Raw genomic sequence first — 18,860 nt, forward strand, 5'->3', positions numbered from 1 at the left:
GAGGGTGTTTCCATCCTCACCGAACGGAAACGGCCCAGGTAGAAGCGGTTTCGGAGGTCGCCATGGCGGCGCGCTGGGAGTTCTGGATCGATCGCGGCGGCACGTTCACCGACGTGGTCGGCCGGCGGCCGGACGGCGCCCTCGTCACCCACAAGCTCCTCTCCGAGGACCGGAACCGCCACCAGGACGCCGCCGTCGCCGGGATCAGGCACCTCCTCGGCGTCGCGCCCGGCGCCCGCGTCCCGGCGGAGCTGATCGCGGGCGTGCGGCTCGGCACGACGGTGGCGACGAACGCCCTGCTCGAACGGACGGGCGAGCCGACCGTCCTCGTCATCACCGAGGGCTTCCGCGACGCGCCGCGGATCGCCTACCAGAACCGGCCGCACATCTTCTCCCGGGAGATCACGCCGCCCGGGCCGCTCCACACGCGGGTGGTCGAGGCGAGGGAGCGGATCGACGCGCACGGGCGGATCCTGGTCCCGCTGGACGAGGACGCGGTCGAACGCGAGCTGCGCGCCGCCTACGACGACGGGTTCCGCTCGGTGGCGGTCGTGTCGATGCACGCCTACCGGCAGCCCGTCCACGAGATCGCCATCGGGCTGATCGCGCGCCGGATCGGCTTCCCCCAGGTCTCGGAGTCGCACGCGACGAGCCCGCTGATGAAGCTGGTCTCGCGCGGCGACACCACCGTCGTCGACGCCTACCTCTCGCCCATCCTGCGCCGGTACGTCGACCAGGTGTCCGCGGAGCTGGACGGTGCGCCGATCATGTTCATGCGGTCCAGCGGGGGGCTCACCGAGGCGCACGGGTTCCGCGGGAAGGACTCGATCCTGTCCGGCCCGGCGGGCGGCATCGTCGGCATGGCGCGCACGGCGGCCGCGGCGGGCTTCCACCGGGTCATCGGCTTCGACATGGGCGGCACGTCCACCGACGTCTCGCACTACGCGGGCGAGTTCGAGCGCCAGTACGAGACGCAGGTGGCGGGGGTGCGGATGCGGGCGCCGATGCTGAGCATCCACACGGTCGCGGCCGGCGGCGGCTCGGTGCTGCGCTTCGACGGCGGCCGGTACCGGGTGGGCCCCGACTCCGCCGGCGCCGACCCCGGGCCCGCCTGCTACCGGCGCGGCGGCCCGCTCACCGTCACCGACGCCAACGTCATGCTGGGACGGATCCGGCCCGAGCACTTCCCGCACGTCTTCGGCCCGGACGGCGACCAGGCCCTCGACGCCGCGGTCGTGCGGGACCGCTTCGCCGCCCTGGCCGGCGGGATCGGCGACGGCCGCCCGCCCGAGGACGTCGCCGCCGGGTTCCTGCGCATCGCGGTCGCGAACATGGCCAACGCGATCAAGAAGATCTCCGTCCAGCGCGGCTACGACGTCACCGGGTACGTCCTCGCCACCTTCGGCGGGGCGGGCGGCCAGCACGCCTGCGCCGTCGCCGACGCCCTCGGCATGCGGCAGGTGCTCGTCCACCCGCTGGCGGGGGTGCTGTCGGCGTACGGGATGGGCCTGGCAGACGTCACGGCCATGCGGGAGCGCGCGGTGGAGGCGCCGCTGAGCGAGGACCTGCTGCCCGAGCTGGACGCGGTCCTGGGGAGCCTGGAACGCGACGCGCGCGACGAGCTGCGGGACGAGGGGACGGGCGCCGGGCACGTCGTGCGCCGCGCCCACCTGCGCTACGCGGGCACCGACACCGCCCTGCTGGTGCGGGCCGGGGCCGTGGAGGCGATGGTCGCCGAGTTCGAGGAGGTCTACCGGCGCCGCTTCTCCTTCCTCATGCGCGACAAGCGGATCGTCGTGGAGGCCGTGTCGGTCGAGGCGGTGAGCGGCGGCGACCGGGCGGCCGAGACGCCGGTCGCCGGGGTCGGCGAAGGCCCGGCCGAGGCGGCGCGCGTCCCGATGCACGTCGACGGCGAATGGCGCGACGTCGACCTGTACCGGCGGGAGCGGCTGCGGCCCGGCGACGCGGTCCCCGGCCCGGCGATCATCGTGGAGGCCAACGCCACGACCGTCGTCGACCCGGGCTGGCGGGCGGCGGTGAACGACCTCGGGGACCTGCTCCTGGACCGGGTGGCGGCCCGGCCCGGCGGGCGCGCCGTCGGCACCGGGGCCGATCCCGTCATGCTGGAGATCTTCAACAACCTGTTCATGTCGATCGCGGAGCAGATGGGCGTCCGGCTGCGGGCCACCGCGCACTCGGTCAACATCAAGGAGCGGCTGGACTTCTCCTGCGCGATCTTCGACGCGGGCGGCGGGCTCATCGCCAACGCGCCGCACATCCCCGTCCACCTCGGCTCGATGGGGGCGTCCATCCGGGAGCTCATCGAGCGCCGCCGCGCCGCCGGCGGCATGCGCCCGGGCGAGGTCTACGCGCTCAACGACCCCTACCACGGCGGCACGCACCTGCCGGACGTCACCGTCGTCACTCCCGTCTTCCTCGGCGACGTCGAGCCCGGGGCGGCCGGGGACGAGGCCGCCGAGATCTCCTTCTTCGTCGCGTCCCGGGGCCACCACGCCGAGATCGGCGGCATCACGCCGGGATCGATGCCGGCCTTCAGCTCGCGGGTGGAGGAGGAGGGCGTCCTGATCGACAACTGGCTGCTGGTCGAGGGCGGCAGGCTGCGGGAGGACGAGACGGTCGGGCTGCTGACCTCGGCGCCCCACCCGTCCCGCGACCCGCTCGGCAACGTCGCCGACCTGCGCGCCCAGATCGCCGCCAACGAGAGGGGCGCCCGCGAGCTGCGCGACATGGTCCGCCACTTCGGCCTGGACGTCGTGCACGCCTACATGCGCCACGTCCAGGACAACGCGGAGGAGGCGGTCCGGCAGGTGATCACGGCGCTGCGGGACGGCTCGTGCCGCTACGAGCTGGACGACGGCGCCGTGATCGAGGTCGCGGTCCGGGTCGACCGCGACGCCCGGACGGCGGAGATCGACTTCACCGGCACCTCGCCCCAGTCGGCGGGCAACGCCAACGCGCCGTCGTCGGTGGCGATGGCCGCGGTGCTGTACGTGTTCCGCACACTGGTGGCCGAGGAGATCCCCCTGAACGCGGGGTGCCTCACGCCGCTGCACGTCACGATCCCGCCCGGCTCGATGCTCGCGCCGGAGTACCCGGCGGCCGTGGCGGCGGGCAACGTCGAGACCTCCCAGGCCGTGACCGGCGCCCTGTACGCCGCGCTGGGGGTGATGGCCGAGGGCTCCGGCACGATGAACAACGTCACCTTCGGCAACGAGCGCCACCAGTACTACGAGACGGTGGCCAGCGGATCCGGCGCCGGCGACGGCTTCGACGGCGCCGACGTCGTCCAGACCCACATGACCAACTCCCGGCTCACCGACCCCGAGGTGCTGGAGTGGCGGTACCCCGTCCTGCTGGAGGGCTTCGAGATCCGGCGCGGGAGCGGTGGCGCGGGACGGTGGCACGGCGGCGACGGCGGGCGGCGGCGCATCCGCTTCCTCGAACCGATGACGGTGACCGCGCTGTGCAGCCACCGGCGCGTCCCGCCCTACGGGATGGCGGGCGGCGAGCCCGGTGCGCTGGGCCGGCAGTGGGTCCAGCGCGCCGACGGCTCCGTGGCGCCGATGCGGGGGCGCGACTCGCTGCCCGTCGGCGCCGGGGACGTCTTCGTCATCGAGACGCCCGGCGGCGGCGGCTACGGCGCCGCGTGAGCGGAACCGGGCTCATGGCCTCCAGGGCGCCGGCCGGACGCCCGGCGCGGCCGCCCCGGTGGCGGCGAGCCCCGGATGGGCCGTCCCCGCCCCGATCCGGGCCGGCGTCATGCTCCTGTCGGACATCCCCCTCGGACTCGCCCTCCCGTCGCCGGCCGCTCGACATAGCCGGACTCACCACATACCGGCCGACCTGCCCGGATATGGACCTTTGGCCCTGGTGGCGTCCCGCCGCCCGCGCGCACGATGGAACCGACGCGACGTGAGGGGGACACGATGCGAGCAAGCGAAGGCGACCGGCTGATCGTCCATGGGCACCACGTGGGCGAGGCGGCCCGCAGGGCAGAGATCCTCGAAGTGCACGGCCGGGACGGAGCGCCGCCCTACCTCGTGCGGTGGGACGACGGCCACGAGAGCACGTTCTTCCCGTCCTCGGACTCCACCATCGAGCACCAGCCGGCCGAGTGGGCGAGGCACTAGAACAACGGGGGGACGCCATGGACGGGGCGACGACCGCTCCCGAGGTGACCGTGGAGCGCCGGGGGAAGGTGCCGGAGGACGCCGCCGACTACGCGCGCTCCAAGGTGAGCACGGTGTTCCGGCACGCGCCGGAGCCGGTGCTGTTCGCGCGCGTGAAGCTTGTCATGTCGCCGGATCCGGCGGTGCCGCGTCCGGCGACGGCCCAGGTCAACCTGGACGTCAACGGCCGCTTCGTCCGGGCGCAGGTGGCGGCGCCGACCATGACCGAGGCCGTCGACCGGCTCCACGACCGGCTGCTGAACCGGCTCGACCGGATCTCCCGGCACTGGGAGGCCCGCCGCGGCGCCTACCCCACGCGCCCCGCGACGGGCCCGCACGAGTGGCGGCACGGCGCCGAGCCGACGCACCGCCCGGACTACTACCCCCGCCCCCCGGAGGAGCGGGAGCTGATCCGGCACAAGTCGTTCACGCTGACCGCCGAGACGCCCGACGAGGCGGCCTTCGACATGGAGGTGCTCGACTACGGGTTCCTGCTGTTCACCGACATCGAGAGCGGTGAGGACAGCGTCATCTACCCCGCCGACCACGGCTACCGGCTGGCGCAGGCGACGCCGCGCGAGCGGACGGGCTCGCCCCGCGCCATCCCGCTGACGGTCAGCCCGCGGCCCGCGCCCGAGCTGACCACCGGGGAGGCGATCGAGCATCTGGAGGCGACCGGCCGGCGCTGGCTGTTCTTCCGCGATGCCGAGACCGGCCGGGGCAACGTCCTCTACCACCGCTACGACGGGCACTACGGGCTGATCGTCCCCGCGTAGCGCGCACCTGCACCAGGTGACGGGAAATCCCTTCTCATCGGGTCTTGCGGCGCACCGCACCCCTGCTTACTATCCAGTAACCAAAGTCTGAATACGGCGATGTTCGGATTTGGGCGGATTCATTCGCGGCTCACAAGGCACGCGGAATCCAGGGCCGGCCATGCCCGCGACCGCACATCACCGCGCAGACGGCGCCGCTGCCGGGCGGAAGGGTCCCCCGCCTGCCGCCGTGCGCGCCGGCATGGACGCGGAAAGGCTCCGCGTCCCCGCCCCCTCTGGGCGACCCCCACCCTCTGGGAGAAGCAAGCATGCACGCTGCGACCACCCCTGCCCGCCCCAGACCGCGCCGCCGCCTGCGGAGCATCGCCGCCGCGGCCGTCCTGGCCGCCGGCGCCATCGCCCCCGCCGTCACCGCGTCCACCGCGCACGCCGCCCCCCTGCGCGAGGTGATGTTCGTCGGCAACAACTGGGAGGGCACCGCCGACGTCATCAAGTCCAGCGGCGACTTCGGCGGGATCGGCCGGATCAACGTCGTCCCCGACAAGAGCCAGCGCCTCACCGCGATCTACCTCAACCCGATCAACCTGGCGGTCTTCCTGGGCATCCGGGCCACCGCCGGCGAGGGCCACGACCAGCTCGTCGACGACCTGTACTCCACCCCCGACGGCTCCGCCCTGGTCGCCTCGCGGCCCAGCTTCGGCGACGTCGTCTCCATCGACCTGGCCACCGGGAAGGTCAGGTGGCGCTTCGCCGTCTCGGGCTACCGCGCCGACCACATGTCGCTCTCCCCCGACGGCACCAAGGTCGCGGTGTCGGCCTCGCTCGGCAAGGTCGTCCACGTCCTGGACATCACCACCGGCAAGCAGCTCGGCTCGTTCGCCACCGGCGACAAGCCCCACGAGAACATCTTCACCCGGGACGGCAGGTACATCCTCAACATGTCCATCGGGAACGTCGAGACCGACTTCGACGACCCGTCCCAGGACTGGACCAAGGGCGACCGGCACATCACCGTCGCCGACGCCTCCACCTACAAGGTCGTCAAGACCATCGACATGCGCTCGCGCCTGGACGCCTTCGGCCGCAAGGACCTCTCGAACGCGATCCGGCCCGCGGTGCTGTCCCCGGACGAGTCGAAGCTGTACTTCCAGGTCTCGTTCTTCAACGGCCTCGTGGAGTACGACATGGCCACCGACAAGATCACCCGGGTGAGGACCCTGCCCAAGAACCCGGCCACCAGCGACGACCGCACCACGTTCGTCAACGACTCCCGCCACCACGGCCTGTCGATGAGCCCCGACGGAAGCAGGCTCTGCGTCGCCGGGACCATGGACGACTACGCCACCGTCGTCAACCGCTCCACCCTCCAGGAAGGCCCCCTGGTCACCGCGTCCAAGCCCTACTGGGCCACGGTCAGCGGCGACGGCCGCGCCTGCGTCATCTCCGAGAGCGGCGCCGACCAGGTCACCGCCATCGACTTCGGCACCGGCCAGAAGATCACCTCCGTGCCGGTCGGCGACCACCCGCAGCGCGTCCGCCTGGCCCACGTCCCGGCCACCTGGACCGGCACGACCGGCTGACCCCGCCTCCGACCACCGGGACGCGGGGACGAGAGACCGGTAGCGGGCGTCAGGTGGCCTGGACCGCGAGGGCGTGGCCTTTCAGGATGACCGAGCGTTCCCGCGTACCGGCAGGACGCCGTCCGCGATCATCCGGTTCCGTGCCGTCGCGGACGTTCCCGCCGGTCGCGGCGGGCGCCCGCCGCTCGGTCGAAAGAGATTTCGAATCGGGCGATGAGTTCTTCGGACGGCGCCGGTCTAACCGGGCATGACGACGACGCGAGAGCACGCGGCCGGCGGGGTGCCGGAGAGCAGGGCCCGGGGAGCCGGGGCCGGCCGTTCGGAGACGCCCGCCGTGGTCCGGCTGCTGGTGCTGGCCACCTTCGTGGTGATCCTCAACGAGACGGTCATGATCAACGCGATTCCGCGGCTGATGGCGGACATGGACGTCACCGAGCAGGCGGCGCAGTGGCTCTCGACCGCGTTCATGCTGACCATGGCCGCGGTGATCCCGGTGACGGGGTGGTTCCTGCAGCGCGTCACCACCCGCCGCGCCTACGCCACCGCGATGGGCGTCTTCCTCGCCGGGACGGCGCTGGCCTCGGTCGCGCCGGTGTTCGAGGTGCTGCTGCTCGCGCGGATCGTCCAGGCGACCGGCACGGCGGTGATGATGCCGCTGCTGATGACGACGCTGATGACCGTGGTGCCCGAGGAGGACCGCGGCCGCGTGATGGGCAACGTGACCATGGCGATCTCGGTCGCGCCGGCGATGGGCCCGGCGGTCTCGGGCCTGATCCTGCAGCTCGGCTCGTGGCGGCTGCTGTTCGCGGCGGTGCTGCCGGTCGCGGCGCTGATCACCTGGCGCGGCCTCGCACGGCTGGAGAACGTCGGGGAGCCGCAGGCCGGCACCATCGACTGGTTCAGCGTCGCGGCCGCCGCCCTCGGGTTCGGGTCCCTGGTGTACGGGCTGAGCAGGTTCGGGCAGGGCGGCGCGGTGGTCCCCGCGTCGATCGTCGCGGCCGGGGCGGTCACGATCGCGGTGTTCGCCGTCCGGCAGCTCCGGTTGCAGCGCCGGGACGTCCCCCTGCTGGACCTGCGCGTCCTGCGGCACCCCGCCTACACCCTCTCCCTGCTGCTGACGGCCCTCGGGTTCATGGCGATGATGGGGTCGATGATCCTGCTGCCGATCTACCTGCAGAACCTGCGCGGGCTCACGCCGCTGGAGACGGGCCTGCTGATGATGCCCGGTGGGCTGGCGATGGGGCTGCTCGGCCCGGCGGTGGGACGGCTCTTCGACCGCTTCGGCGGGCGGATGCTGATCATCCCCGGGGCGGTGGGGATCGTGCTCGCCCTCGCCGGGTTCACCCAGATCTCGGCGACGATGCCGTACTGGCAGGTGCTCGGCCTGCACTCGCTGCTCATGGTGTCGCTGGCGGCGGCGTTCACCCCGGCGTTCACCCTCGGCCTCGGGGCGCTCCCGGCCCCGCTCTACTCGCACGGCAGCTCGATGCTGGGCACCCTCCAGCAGGTGTCCGCGGCCCTCGGCACGGCACTGGTGGTGACCGTGATGGCCGGGCGCGCCGAGAGCCGGATGGCCGACGGGGCCGCCGCCGCGCTCGCCCAGCTCGACGGGATGCGGCTGGCGTTCGTCGTCAGCGCCGCGCTGTCCCTGGCGATGGTGGCGGTCGCGTTCCTGTTGCCCAGGCGCGTGAAGGCCGCCGACGAGTCCGGGGCGCCGGAGGCCCCTGAGCGCGTCCTGGAGCCCGCCGCCTTCTGAACGGGCAGCGCCTGCCGAACGGGCCGAGTGAGCCTTGCTCTCACCTCGGCCCGTTCGGCGTAGGGCGGTTCACAGGTAGTGGCGCAGCACCAGGTCGGCGGGGTAGGGGTCCAGGTAGGTCTGCTGGGTCAGGTAGTCGAGGTCTTCGCCCATGGCGTGGTGGCGGAGGAGGGCGATGGGGACGCTGAGGGGCGCCTGTCCCCGGCGGTAGGACTCGATGGCGGCCAGGAGGTCGTGGCGGCGGGTGTCGTCGAGGTGGTCGCTGAGCATCCCGAAGACGTGCTGGAGCGCGTTCATGTGGCGGCCGCGCTTGGGACGGACGGCGAACGCCGCGCTGAACGCGTGCCGGTAGTCGGCCTCCAGCTCGTCCCGCGGACGGGTTCCCGCCTGGGCGACGATCCGTCCGAGCGCCTGGTAGGCGGCCGGGTCGTGGGCGAGGATCTGCAGCTTGTGGCGGCTGTGGAAGGCGACGAGGTCGCGGGGCCGCCAGTCGGCGCCGAAGAGCTCGCGGAGCCGGGCGTGCGCGAAGATGCGCTCGATGAAGTGCTCGCGCAGGACGGGGTCGCGCAGGCGGCCGTCCTCCTCGGCGGGCAGGTCCGGGAGCGCCTCGCGGACGAGGTCGGCGAACACTCCGCGGCCCTGGCGGTCGACGGGCTGGTCGTCGGTGCGCTCACCGGGCCGGCCCGAGGCGTGGCGCGGCAGGCGGAACAGCCCGCAGGAGGGCGAGCGCGACTTGAGCACGTAGCCGTCCAGGACCTCCAGCTGGGGGACGCGGGTCTCGGCGAGCGCGGTCATCGCGGCGGTGTGGTCGGCGGAGCCGTCCTTGGTGACGAGGTGCCCGTCGGTCAGCAGCCGCAGCGTGGGACGCGGCGCGCCGAGGCCGATCTCCATCTCCGGGCAGACCGGGACCCACTCGACGTGGGGGTCCAGGACGTCGGTGAGGAACCGGTCGCGGCTGTGGCCGCCGTTGTAGCGGACCGGGGCGCCCAGCAGGCAGCTCGACACCGCCAGGCGGGGGCGCGGGTACGCACCGGCGGCGGTCACAGGATCTCTCTCATCCGGCGCAGGCCGCGGGCCGTGCGCGCCTTGACGGTGCCCAGCGGGACGGACAGCCGGTCGGCGATCTCCGTCTGCGTCAGCTGCCCGAAGTGGGCCATCACGATCGCCTGCCGCTGCGGCATCGGCAGGACCGCGAGGGCGTCCCGGACGTCGCAGGCGGTCTCCACGGACGGGGACGCGTCGGGCGTCCGCGCGGCCGGCAGCTCCGCGTGGTCCTCCAGGGGAAGCGTCCGGCGGTAGTGGCGGGCCTCGGCGCGGAGCTGGTCGATGGCGCGCCTGCGGGCGATGGCGAGGACCCAGGGCTCCAGCGCGCGCGCCGGGTCGAAGCGGCGGTGCGACCGCCACACCTCCAGAAAGACCAGCTGGACGACGTCGTCCACGGCGTGCCGGGGCACGAGCCGGACGACGTGGCGGCGGACGAGCGGGCCGAGCGAGGTGTAGCACTCGGCCAGCGCGGTCTCGTCCCCGCGTGCGAGCCGCTCTCCCAGGTTCATGAGCTGGGCCTTTCCCCAGGGAATCGTTTCAAAACTTGTTCATAGTCGATTCCGGGGGCGGCGTCGAGCCCGACACGGCGACGGGTGACGCGGAGGTGCGGCTTTCGCGGCGTGTCAGGGCGCCGCGGGGCCGTCCAAAATCTCGGTGACGGCTTGGGAAAGGCTTGTCACGAGGCGCACGGCGTCCGGCAGCCGGTCCCGCCTCCAGCCCGGGCCGCCGGCCATGAGGCGCACCGCGGGACGGGTGCCCGGGAGATCGGCCAGCCAGCCGGGGTCGCCGGTCTCGGCGATCTGCGACCAGACGAAGACGGCGCCCGGCCCCGTACGCCGGATCGCGGCGGCGAGGGCGCTCGCGGGTACCCGCGCCCCCAGCAGGCTCGCCGCGACGCCGCCCTCCGCCAGCGCGGCGGCCAGCGCGTACAGCGGCAGGCTGTGCTGCTCCTCCGGGGCGCAGGCGAGCAGGACGGGCCGGACGTTCACCGGCCGCGCGGGCGCCGGCACCTCCGCCAGGCGGCCGAGCACCACCGTGGACAGCAGGTGCTCCACCTCGACGCAGTCGCCGCCCGCCGCGTGCTTGCGGCCGATGCCGACCATGACCGGGACCAGCAGGCCGTCCCAGGCCCGCACGACGCCGTCCCGCGTGATCGCCGTCCGGACGGCGTCGTTCATGGCGGGGACGTCCAGCGACATCGCCGCGCGGGCCAGGCCGCGCACCTCGGCGGTGTCGGCTCCGGCGGGAGCCTCCCCGACGGGCACGCGGTTGCCGCCGGCGCCGTGCCCGCGCGGCGGGCGCGGCGCGCCGGGCGGCTCGCGCAGGGCGGCGAGCGCGGCCTCGCCCGGCGGGGCGCCCGCGAGGATCAGCCGCTGCATCGATTCGAGCCGCGCCACGTCCGCGGGCGTGTAGCGGCGGTGGCCGCCGGGGCTGCGCCCGCTCGGGCCGATGCCGTACCTGCGGTCCCAGGTGCGCAGGGTGGCGGCCGCGAGGCCCAGGCGCCGCGCCACCGCGCCCACGCCCAGTCCCGGTTCCCGGTCGGTCTCCCCACGCATGCGTTCGGTCTCCTGTGCTGCTCCGACGGCACAGCGTACGACGTCGCCGATCCGCCGGTGCCGCCGGTCTCGCGGTCTGACAGGTCTTCGCCGGAGCCGGTTCCTCCGGTTGCATCGCACGGGGCGCTGACCTCCGCGGAGACCCCCGCGAAGGCCCCGCGAGGGCCCCGCGAGGGCCCCGCGAGGGCCCCGCGAGGGCCCGCGCTGACGCGGACGTGCGGATGCCGCCGGAGCGGGAAGGGTCACGGCCATGAGTGCGACGAGCGAGCAGCACCGCGTCCGGACGAGCGGCCGGTGGGCCGTCTACGGGGCCACCGCGGCGGCGGTGACGGCGGCCGCCGCGGCCGGGGCCAAGGCGGTCGACCCGGACAGCCGCTGGTACCGAGCATTGGATAAACCGCCGTGGCAGCCGCCTTCCTGGGCCTTCGGCGTCGTGTGGACGCCGCTGTACGCGACCGTCGCCTGGGCGGGCGGGCGCGCGCTGCTGAGGTCCCGGGGCCGCCGGCGCCGCGCCCTGGCCGCGAGCCTCGGCGTCAACCTGGCGCTGAACGCCGGCTGGAACCACCTGTTCTTCGGCCGCCGCAGCCCGGGCGCGGGGGTGGCGGGCACGCTGCTCCTGGACGTCAGCAACGCCGAACTGATCCGCCGCACGGCCCGCGCCGACCGCGCCGCGGCCGCCGCGCTGCTCCCCTACGCGGCGTGGTGCGCGTTCGCCACCGCGCTGAACGGCGACATCGCCTACCGCAACCGTTCGCGCCCGCGGCTCCGAAGACTGAGGTGATGGACACCTCGCTGATCCTGTTCACCCGCGACCTCCGGGTGCGCGACAACCCCGCGCTGGCCGCGGCCTGCGAAGCCGGACGGGTCGTCCCGCTCTTCGTCTTCGACGACGCGATCCTGGACGGTCCGTTCGCCGCGCCCAACCGTGTCCGGTTCCTCCTCGACAGCCTTGCCGACCTGCGCGAGTCGCTCAGCGAGCGCGGCGGCGACCTGGTGGTGCGGCGCGGTGACCCGGCCGGGGAGGCCGTCCGGCTGGCGCGGGAGACCGGCGCCCGCTCGCTGATGCTCGCCGACGAGCGGACGGCGTACGCGGCCCGGCGCCTCGACCGCCTCCGCGAAGCCGTGCGCGCGGACGGCCTCGACCTGGACATATCGGCCCACCCCGGCATCACGGTGGTCACCCCCGGCGACCTCACCCCGGGCAGCGGCGACCACTACAAGGTCTTCACCCCGTACTGGCGGGCCTGGGAGGCGGCCCGGTGGCGTCCGGCCGCGGACGCGCCCGCGGAGGTCCGGCTGCCGTCCGGTGTGGAGCCGGGCACGCTGCCGCGGCTCACCGACCTGACCTCCGGCTCCCCGTCCCCCGATCTCGCGCCCGGCGGGGAGAGCGCGGGACGCGAACGCATGAGGGCGTGGCTGCGCGACGACGCCGCCGCCTACGACGACGTCCGCGACGACCTCGCCGCCGACCGCACGTCCCGGCTCAGCCCCTACGTGAAGTTCGGCTGCGTCTCGCCCCGGGAACTGGCGGAGGCGGCGCCGGACCCCTACCGGCGCCAGCTGGCGTGGCGGGACTTCCACCACCAGGTCGCCGCCGCCTTCCCCGACCTCCCGCGGCGCGACTACCGTTCGCGCGACCGGCGGTGGAAGGACGACGAGGACGCCTTCACCGCCTGGTGCGACGGCACGACCGGCGTCCCGATCGTGGACGCGGGGATGCGCCAGCTCCACCGCGAAGGGTTCATGCACAACCGCGCCCGGCTCATCACCGCCTCGTTCCTGACCCGCGACCTCGGCGTCGACTGGCGCAGGGGCCTCGGCCACTTCAACGAGTGGCTCGTCGACGGCGACGTCGCCGACAACGCGGGGAACTGGCAGTGGGTCGCCGGGACGGGGAACAGCACCCGGCCCGACCAGGTGATGAACCCGCTCCGGCAGGCGTCGCGCTTCGACCCGCGCGGCGACTACGTCCGCAGGTACGTTCCCGAACTGGCCGGCGTCGAGGGTTCGCGCGTCCACCGGCCCTGGACGCTGGACGAGGAGCGCAGGCGGTCGCTCGACTATCCGCCGCCGATCATCGACCCCGACGACCGGTAGGGAGCCCGACGGGCGCTGCGCGAGGTGGCGGGGGACATGGCCGACCAGCGAGAAGACCGACCGTGGAGGACCACATGAATGCCGGCGATGGGCGCACCTGCCTCGTCACGGGGGCCAGCGGCTACATCGGAGGCCGCCTCGTGCCGGAACTCCTGGACGCCGGCTACCGGGTGCGGTGCATGGCGCGCTCGGCCCGGCGGCTGCGCGACCACCCGTGGGCCGGCCGGGTGGAGATCGTGGAGGCCGACGCGACCGATCCCGAGTCGTCCCGCCGGGCCCTGGAGGGCGTGGACGTCGCCTACTACCTGATCCACGCGATCGGCGCCAGCGGCGGCTTCGCCGAGACCGACCGCCGGGCGGCGCGCACGTTCTCCGGCGCGGCGCGGGAGGCGGGGGTGGGGCGGCTGGTCTACCTCGGCGGGATGGAGCCGGAGGGGGAGCTGTCGGCGCACCTGCGGTCCCGCGCCGAGGTCGGCCGGATCCTGCTGGACAGCGGGGTGCCGACCGCGTGGCTGCGCGCCGCGGTGATCATCGGTTCGGGCTCGGCGTCGTTCGAGATGCTGCGCTACCTGACCGAGCGGCTGCCGGTGATGGTCACGCCGCGCTGGGTGCGCACCCGCATCCAGCCGATCGCGATCCGGGACGTCCTGTACTACCTGGTGGCGGCCGCGGACCTGCCCGCGGACGCGAACCGGGGGTTCGACATCGGCGGGCCGGACGTGCTCACCTACGTCGAGATGATCCGCGGTTACGCGCGCGCGGCGGGGCTCAAGCAGCGGATCATCCTGCCGGTCCCGGTGCTGAGCCCGCGGCTGTCGAGCCTGTGGGTGGGCGGCATCACGCCCGTTCCCGGCGCGCTGGCGCGGCCGCTGGTGGAGTCGCTGCGCAACGAGGTGGTGGTCGGGGAGAACGACCTCGCCGAGTACGTGCCGCCGCCGCCCGGCGGGCCGGTGGGGTTCGAGCGCTCGGTGGAGCTGGCGCTGCGCCGCGTCCGGGAGGCGGACGTCGCCACCCGCTGGTCGTCGGCGAGCACGCCCGGCGCGCCCAGCGACCCGCTGCCGACCGACCCGGACTGGGCGGGCGGCAGCCTTTACACCGACGAGCAGGTCCGCCGGACGGACGCGCCGCCCGAGCGGCTGTGGGAGGTGGTCGAGGGGATCGGCGGGGAGCGCGGCTGGTACTCCTTCCCCGTCGCCTGGCAGGCCCGGGGCGTCCTCGACCGGCTGGTCGGCGGGGTCGGGCTGCGGCGCGGCCGCCGCGACCCGCGCCGGCTGCGGATCGGGGAGGCGGTGGACTTCTGGCGCGTGGAGGAGATCGAGCCGGGGCGGCTGCTGCGGCTGCGGGCCGAGATGCGCCTGCCGGGGCTGGCCTGGCTGGAGTTCGTCGTGCGCCGCGAGGGCTCGCGGACGTCCCTCACGCAGCGGGCCCTGTTCCATCCCCGGGGCCTCGCCGGGCACGCGTACTGGTGGGCGTTCCGCCCGTTCCACGACCGGATCTTCGGGGGCATGTGCTCGGGCATCGTCCGCGCCGCCGAGCAGGGCGAGGCGCCGAGGCCGCGCGCGGCCGTACGGGCCCACTGAGGCCGGGCCCACTGGCGCGGAGAGAGCCGGGCCGCCCGCCGGGTGATGCAACCGACCGGTCCTCGCGTCACGAAGAACTGTGCAGACCTGAAGAAGCAGTCATCTAGGACGACGATGGAGACGAAAGTGCGAACCCGACATCGTGCGGCGCGCCCGCGCGGCGGCCGTCACAGGGCGGGCTGATGGGAGGGCGGGGCCCCGTCGTCGTGATCGGCGCGGGCCTCGGCGGCCTGTCCGCCGCGATCCACCTGGCGGCGCGGGGCCGCGAGGTCGTGCTGGTCGAGGCCCGCGGCGTGCCGGGCGGCTGCTGCGGAACCGCGGACGCCGGGCCGTCCGGCGAGTACCGGTTCGACACCGGCCCTTCGGTGCTGACCATGCCGGACGTGCTCGCCGAGACCTTCGGCGCGGCGGGCGCGGACCTGGAGGACGTGCTGCCGCTGCGGCGCCTCGACCCCTTCTACCGGCTGGCGTTCCACGACGGGTCCCGGCTGGACGTGGTGGGCGGCGCCGAGCGGATGGCCGCGGGCGTCCGGGCGCTGTGCGGCCCGGCCGAGGCGGCGCGGTACCTGCGGTTCCGGCGGCGGCTCGGCGAGATGTTCGAGGCGGAGTGGTCGTCGTTCATCGACGCGGACATGACCCGGCTGCGCGGCATGGCGCGCCCCTACGCGCTGATGAGGCTGGCGGCGGCGGGCGGGTTCCGGCGCCTGGACCGTTTCGTGGCCGCTCACCTCACGGACGAGCGGCTCGTCCGGGCCCACACCTTCCAGGCGCTGTACGTGGGGCTGCCCCCGCACAAGGCGCTGGCGATCTACGCGGTCGTCGCGCACATGGACACCGTCGGCGGCGTCTACTTCCCGGCCCGGGGCGGCATGCACGCCGTGCCGCGGGCGCTGGCGGCCGTCGCGGAGAAGGCCGGCGCCTCGATCAGGTACGGCGTGCGCGCCGAACGCGTCGAGACCGGGACGGACGGGGTGGCGGCGGTCCGGCTGGACACCGGTGAGCGGCTTCCCGCGAGCGGCGTCGTCGTCGCCTGCGACCTGCCGCGGGCGCACGCCGGGCTGCTCCCGGAGGGGGCCGGCGACTGGCGGCTGCGCAGGCCGCGGTACTCGCCGTCCTGCCTGGTCATGCACTTCGGGCTGGACCGGCGGCTCCCCGAGCAGTCCCACCACACCCTGCACTTCGGCCGCGAATGGGGCACCGTCTTCTCCGCCCTGGCGGCCGGACGTCCCCAGCCCGACCCGAGCCTTCTCGTGACGTATCCCGAATCGGACGGCACCGCCGCGCCCGCCGGGCACTCCACGCTGAGCGTCCTGGAACCCGCGCCCAACCTGGCGGGCGGCGCCGACTGGGACCGCCTCACCCCCTACCTGGAGGACCGTCTGCTGGGCCGCCTCGCCGGCCTCGGGTACGGCGACCTGTCGGCGGCGCCCAGGGAGACGTTCGACCCACCGGCGTGGGAGCGCCTCGGCCACACGGCGGGCACGCCCTTCGCCCTCGACCACCGCTTCCGGCAGACGGCGTGGTTCCGCCCGTCGGGCCGGAGCCGCCGCGTCCCGGGGCTGCACTTCGCCGGGATGTACACCGCGCCGGGCGTGGGGGTCCCGCCCGCGCTGATCTCCGGGCGGCTGGCCGCCGCCCGGATCCTGGAGGGCGCCCGATGACGCTGACCGTGAGCTACGAGCACTGCCGCCGCCTGAACGCCCGGCACGGGCGCTCCTTCTACCTCGCGACGCTGCTGCTCCCCGCGTGGAAACGCCGTCACGTGCACGCCCTGTACGGGTTCGCCCGCCACGTGGACGACATCGTCGACGAGTACAGGGCCACCGGCGCGGAGGGGCGGGCCGCGGCGCTGGACCAGGTGAAGGGGCGGCTCGACGCGGCGCTGGTCGGCGAGCACGTCCGCGACCCGGTGCTGCCCGCGTTCGTGCACACCGTGCGGTCGTTCGGCGTCGAGCGCGAGGACATCGACGCGTTCCTGGAGTCGATGCGCGCCGACCTGACCGTCACCCGGTACGCCACCTACGACGACCTGCTGGCCTACATGGAGGGGTCGGCCGCGGCCATCGGCCTGATGATGCTGCCCGTCCTGGAGACCCTGCCCGGCGCCGCGCGGACCGCGCGCGAGCCCGCCCGGGAGCTCGGCCGGGCGTTCCAGCTGACCAACTTCCTGCGCGACGTGGCCGAGGACCTGGACCGCGGCCGCGTGTACCTCCCGACGAACGACCTGAAGAGGTTCGGCGTCACCGAGGAGGACCTCGCCTCCGGGAAGTGCACCCCCGGCATCCGCGAGCTGGTGGCCTTCGAGGCGGACCGCGCGCGGGAGCACTACGGCCGCGCCCTGGAGGGGGTGAAGCTGCTGGTGCCGTCCTCGCGCCCCTGCATCCGCGCGGCGCACGAGCTGTACGGCGGGATCCTGGACGAGATCGCCGCGTGCGGCCACGACGTCCTGGCCAGACGGGCCCGGGTGCCCCGCCGCCGCCGCGCCGTGATCTACACGCGGCACCTGCTGGCGGCGTCGGCCGCGGGCCGGGCCGAGCGGCGCGTCCCCGCCGGGACGGTCTGACATGGAGCGGGGCGGCGCGGCGGGGGCGGGCGGCGCGGCGCGCGTCGTGCTGGACGCGATGGGCGGCGACCGCGGGCCCGCCGCGACGGTGCCGGGCGCGCTGGCGGCGCGTCGCGAGCACGCGGTCCCCGTCCTGCTGGTGGGACGGGCCGACGAGATCGACGAGGAGCTGCGGCGGCACGGCGGCGTCGGCGAGCTGGAGGTGCAGCACGCCGACGACGTGATCCCCATGGCCGAGCGGGGCTCGAACGCCGCGTTCCAGTCGAAGTCCAGCCTGATGGTGGGCTGCGAGCTGGCGCGGCGCGAGGGGGCGGCGTTCGTGTCGGCCGGGTCCACCGGCGCGGTGGTGACCTGCGCGGTCCGCGCCTTCGGCCGGCGCGAGGGCGTGCTGCGCCCGGCGCTGGCCGTGGCGCTGCCCGCGATGTCGGGCTTCACCGTCCTGGTCGACGCGGGCGGCACCGCCGACCCGTCGGCGGAGATGGTGGCGCAGTTCGCGATGCTCGGCGCCGAGTACGCGAGGAGCGTCCTGGGCGTGGCCGATCCGTCGGTGGGGCTGCTGTCCATCGGGGCGGAGCCGGGCAAGGGCAACCGCCTCGTCCGGGACGCTGCGCTGCTGCTGCCGGAGATGCCGGTGCGCTTCCACGGCAACGTCGAGGGTCACGACGTGCTGGCCGGAACCGTCGACGTGGTCGTGACCGACGGTTTCACCGGGAACGTCGTCCTGAAGAACATCGAGGGCTGCGTCCGTACGACGCTGGGCCTCGTCGCCCGCGCCGGAACCGTCGGCGCCGGGCCGCTGGAGGCGGTCGCGCGGCTGTACGCGGCCGACACCCACGGAGGCGCCGCCCTCCTGGGCCTGACCGGGACGGTCGTCGTCGCGCACGGCTCGTCGGGCGCGGCGGCCGTCACCCGGGCCTGCGTGGTGGCCCGCGACCTGGCCGCGGAGGGTCAGTGAGCCACCGGGCCGGCCTCGTCCCGGTCGGCTTCGTCCCGGTCGGCGGGGCGGAGCGGGTCGCGGCCGTCCCAGGTGCCCTCGCCGCCGTAGGGGACGAAGCGGGCGAACAGGTCCTCGCTGTACCAGCCTTCGCGGCGGACCCGCCCGATGACGGCGCGGTGGGCGCTCCCTTGGTAGGCGTAGCGGTGGACGGCCGCCTCGTCCCGCCACAGCGAGAACGTGGCCTGCCGGGCGAGCGGCCACTCCCCGATCCCCACCGAGGCGAGGCAGCCGTCCTGGCCGCGCAGCAGCCGGTCCACGTCCGGGACGGAACGGTAGAACGCCACGAGCCGCCGCGGACGGATGGAAGCCCTGGTCAGCACGGCCACCGGCCCGTGCGGCCCGGGATGGACCGCCGCTCCGGCGAGCGGGTCGGCCCCTCCCCACCGGCCCCGGGACGCCAGCGGCGCGAGCCGCACATGCCACGACTCCTCGGCCTCGTCCCGCCACCGCGCCGCGATCGGCGAGCCCGCGAGGAAGCGCTCCAGCGCCGGCTCGCCGTCCCACACCGCGAACAGCGCCCAGCGGCGCAGGTCGGCGCCGAGGCTCATGGCCGGGCCCTTCCCCGTCCCGAGCAGCCGCCAGAACCGCAGCCCCCCGGTGCCGCGCAGCACCGGGCGGTCGAACGCCATGTGCCGCATGGCGTCCATTCCCGCGTACCTGACGAGGTGGAACGAGGCGATGATCTCCCTGCTCATGGGGTGGTTCCCGTGTTCATGAAGTG

General features: G+C 74.6%; 15 protein-coding genes. 11 read left to right on the forward strand and 4 right to left on the reverse strand.

Annotated elements, in window-relative coordinates; genetic code table 11:
* Nucleotides 1-62 precede the first annotated feature (62 nt).
* From BKA00_RS25745 to BKA00_RS25765, 5 genes are all read left to right on the forward strand, one after another.
* Nucleotides 63-3,671 (forward strand): hydantoinase B/oxoprolinase family protein, encoded by a 3,609-nt coding sequence (locus tag BKA00_RS25745; RefSeq protein ID WP_185029014.1) that lies wholly within the window; start codon nucleotides 63-65, stop codon nucleotides 3,669-3,671.
* A 276-nt stretch (nucleotides 3,672-3,947) separates the two neighbouring features.
* The gene (locus tag BKA00_RS25750) at nucleotides 3,948-4,151 is read left to right on the forward strand and encodes a DUF1918 domain-containing protein (RefSeq protein WP_185029016.1); all 204 of its coding nucleotides are present in this window, start codon (nucleotides 3,948-3,950) and stop codon (nucleotides 4,149-4,151) included.
* Nucleotides 4,152-4,168: 17 nt separating this feature from the next.
* Nucleotides 4,169-4,966, forward strand: coding sequence for a ribosome hibernation promotion factor (locus tag BKA00_RS25755; protein WP_185029018.1), 798 nt, complete (start codon nucleotides 4,169-4,171; stop codon nucleotides 4,964-4,966).
* Between the two features lie 308 nt (nucleotides 4,967-5,274).
* Nucleotides 5,275-6,546 carry a YncE family protein gene (locus BKA00_RS25760; protein WP_185029020.1) on the forward strand — a complete coding sequence of 424 codons (1,272 nt, stop codon included), beginning with the start codon at nucleotides 5,275-5,277 and terminating at the stop codon, nucleotides 6,544-6,546.
* Between the two features lie 247 nt (nucleotides 6,547-6,793).
* A complete protein-coding gene (locus tag BKA00_RS25765; protein ID WP_185029022.1) occupies nucleotides 6,794-8,302 on the forward strand; it encodes an MDR family MFS transporter in 1,509 nt (502 codons plus the stop codon).
* 69 nt (nucleotides 8,303-8,371) lie between these two features.
* Here BKA00_RS25765 and BKA00_RS25770 read toward each other — a convergent pair whose 3' ends face one another.
* The 3 genes from BKA00_RS25770 to BKA00_RS25780 form a co-directional block, all read right to left on the reverse strand.
* Nucleotides 8,372-9,346 (reverse strand): YbgA family protein, encoded by a 975-nt coding sequence (locus BKA00_RS25770; RefSeq protein WP_230298791.1) that lies wholly within the window; start codon nucleotides 9,344-9,346, stop codon nucleotides 8,372-8,374.
* Nucleotides 9,343-9,855 (reverse strand): RNA polymerase sigma factor, encoded by a 513-nt coding sequence (locus tag BKA00_RS25775; RefSeq protein ID WP_185029024.1) that lies wholly within the window; start codon nucleotides 9,853-9,855, stop codon nucleotides 9,343-9,345. Before BKA00_RS25775 ends, BKA00_RS25770 begins: the two co-directional genes overlap by 4 nt.
* 114 nt (nucleotides 9,856-9,969) lie before the next feature.
* A complete protein-coding gene (locus BKA00_RS25780; protein ID WP_185029026.1) occupies nucleotides 9,970-10,902 on the reverse strand; it encodes a MerR family transcriptional regulator in 933 nt (310 codons plus the stop codon).
* Nucleotides 10,903-11,152: 250 nt separating this feature from the next.
* On the opposite strand from BKA00_RS25780, the gene BKA00_RS25785 reads away from it, so the two are divergent.
* From BKA00_RS25785 to BKA00_RS25810, 6 genes are all read left to right on the forward strand, one after another.
* Nucleotides 11,153-11,683: a TspO/MBR family protein gene (locus BKA00_RS25785; protein ID WP_185029027.1), complete on the forward strand. Its 531-nt coding sequence runs from the start codon at nucleotides 11,153-11,155 to the stop codon at nucleotides 11,681-11,683.
* Nucleotides 11,683-12,999 (forward strand): cryptochrome/photolyase family protein, encoded by a 1,317-nt coding sequence (locus tag BKA00_RS25790; RefSeq protein ID WP_185029029.1) that lies wholly within the window; start codon nucleotides 11,683-11,685, stop codon nucleotides 12,997-12,999. Before BKA00_RS25785 ends, BKA00_RS25790 begins: the two co-directional genes overlap by 1 nt.
* 74 nt (nucleotides 13,000-13,073) lie before the next feature.
* Complete coding sequence (locus tag BKA00_RS25795) at nucleotides 13,074-14,579, forward strand: SDR family oxidoreductase (RefSeq protein ID WP_185029031.1); 1,506 nt, start codon at nucleotides 13,074-13,076, stop codon at nucleotides 14,577-14,579.
* A 182-nt stretch (nucleotides 14,580-14,761) separates the two neighbouring features.
* A complete protein-coding gene (locus BKA00_RS25800; protein WP_185029033.1) occupies nucleotides 14,762-16,240 on the forward strand; it encodes a phytoene desaturase family protein in 1,479 nt (492 codons plus the stop codon).
* Nucleotides 16,237-17,142 (forward strand): phytoene/squalene synthase family protein, encoded by a 906-nt coding sequence (locus tag BKA00_RS25805; protein ID WP_185029035.1) that lies wholly within the window; start codon nucleotides 16,237-16,239, stop codon nucleotides 17,140-17,142. Before BKA00_RS25800 ends, BKA00_RS25805 begins: the two co-directional genes overlap by 4 nt.
* Before the next feature lies 1 nt (nucleotide 17,143).
* Nucleotides 17,144-18,097: a phosphate acyltransferase gene (locus tag BKA00_RS25810; protein ID WP_185029037.1), complete on the forward strand. Its 954-nt coding sequence runs from the start codon at nucleotides 17,144-17,146 to the stop codon at nucleotides 18,095-18,097.
* On the opposite strand, the gene BKA00_RS25815 is transcribed toward BKA00_RS25810, so the two are convergent.
* Nucleotides 18,091-18,834, reverse strand: coding sequence for a spheroidene monooxygenase (locus BKA00_RS25815; protein ID WP_221493291.1), 744 nt, complete (start codon nucleotides 18,832-18,834; stop codon nucleotides 18,091-18,093). The genes BKA00_RS25810 and BKA00_RS25815 overlap by 7 nt on opposite strands.
* Nucleotides 18,835-18,860 lie beyond the last annotated feature (26 nt).

Source organism: Actinomadura coerulea, assembly GCF_014208105.1.
GTDB lineage: Bacteria > Actinomycetota > Actinomycetes > Streptosporangiales > Streptosporangiaceae > Spirillospora > Spirillospora coerulea.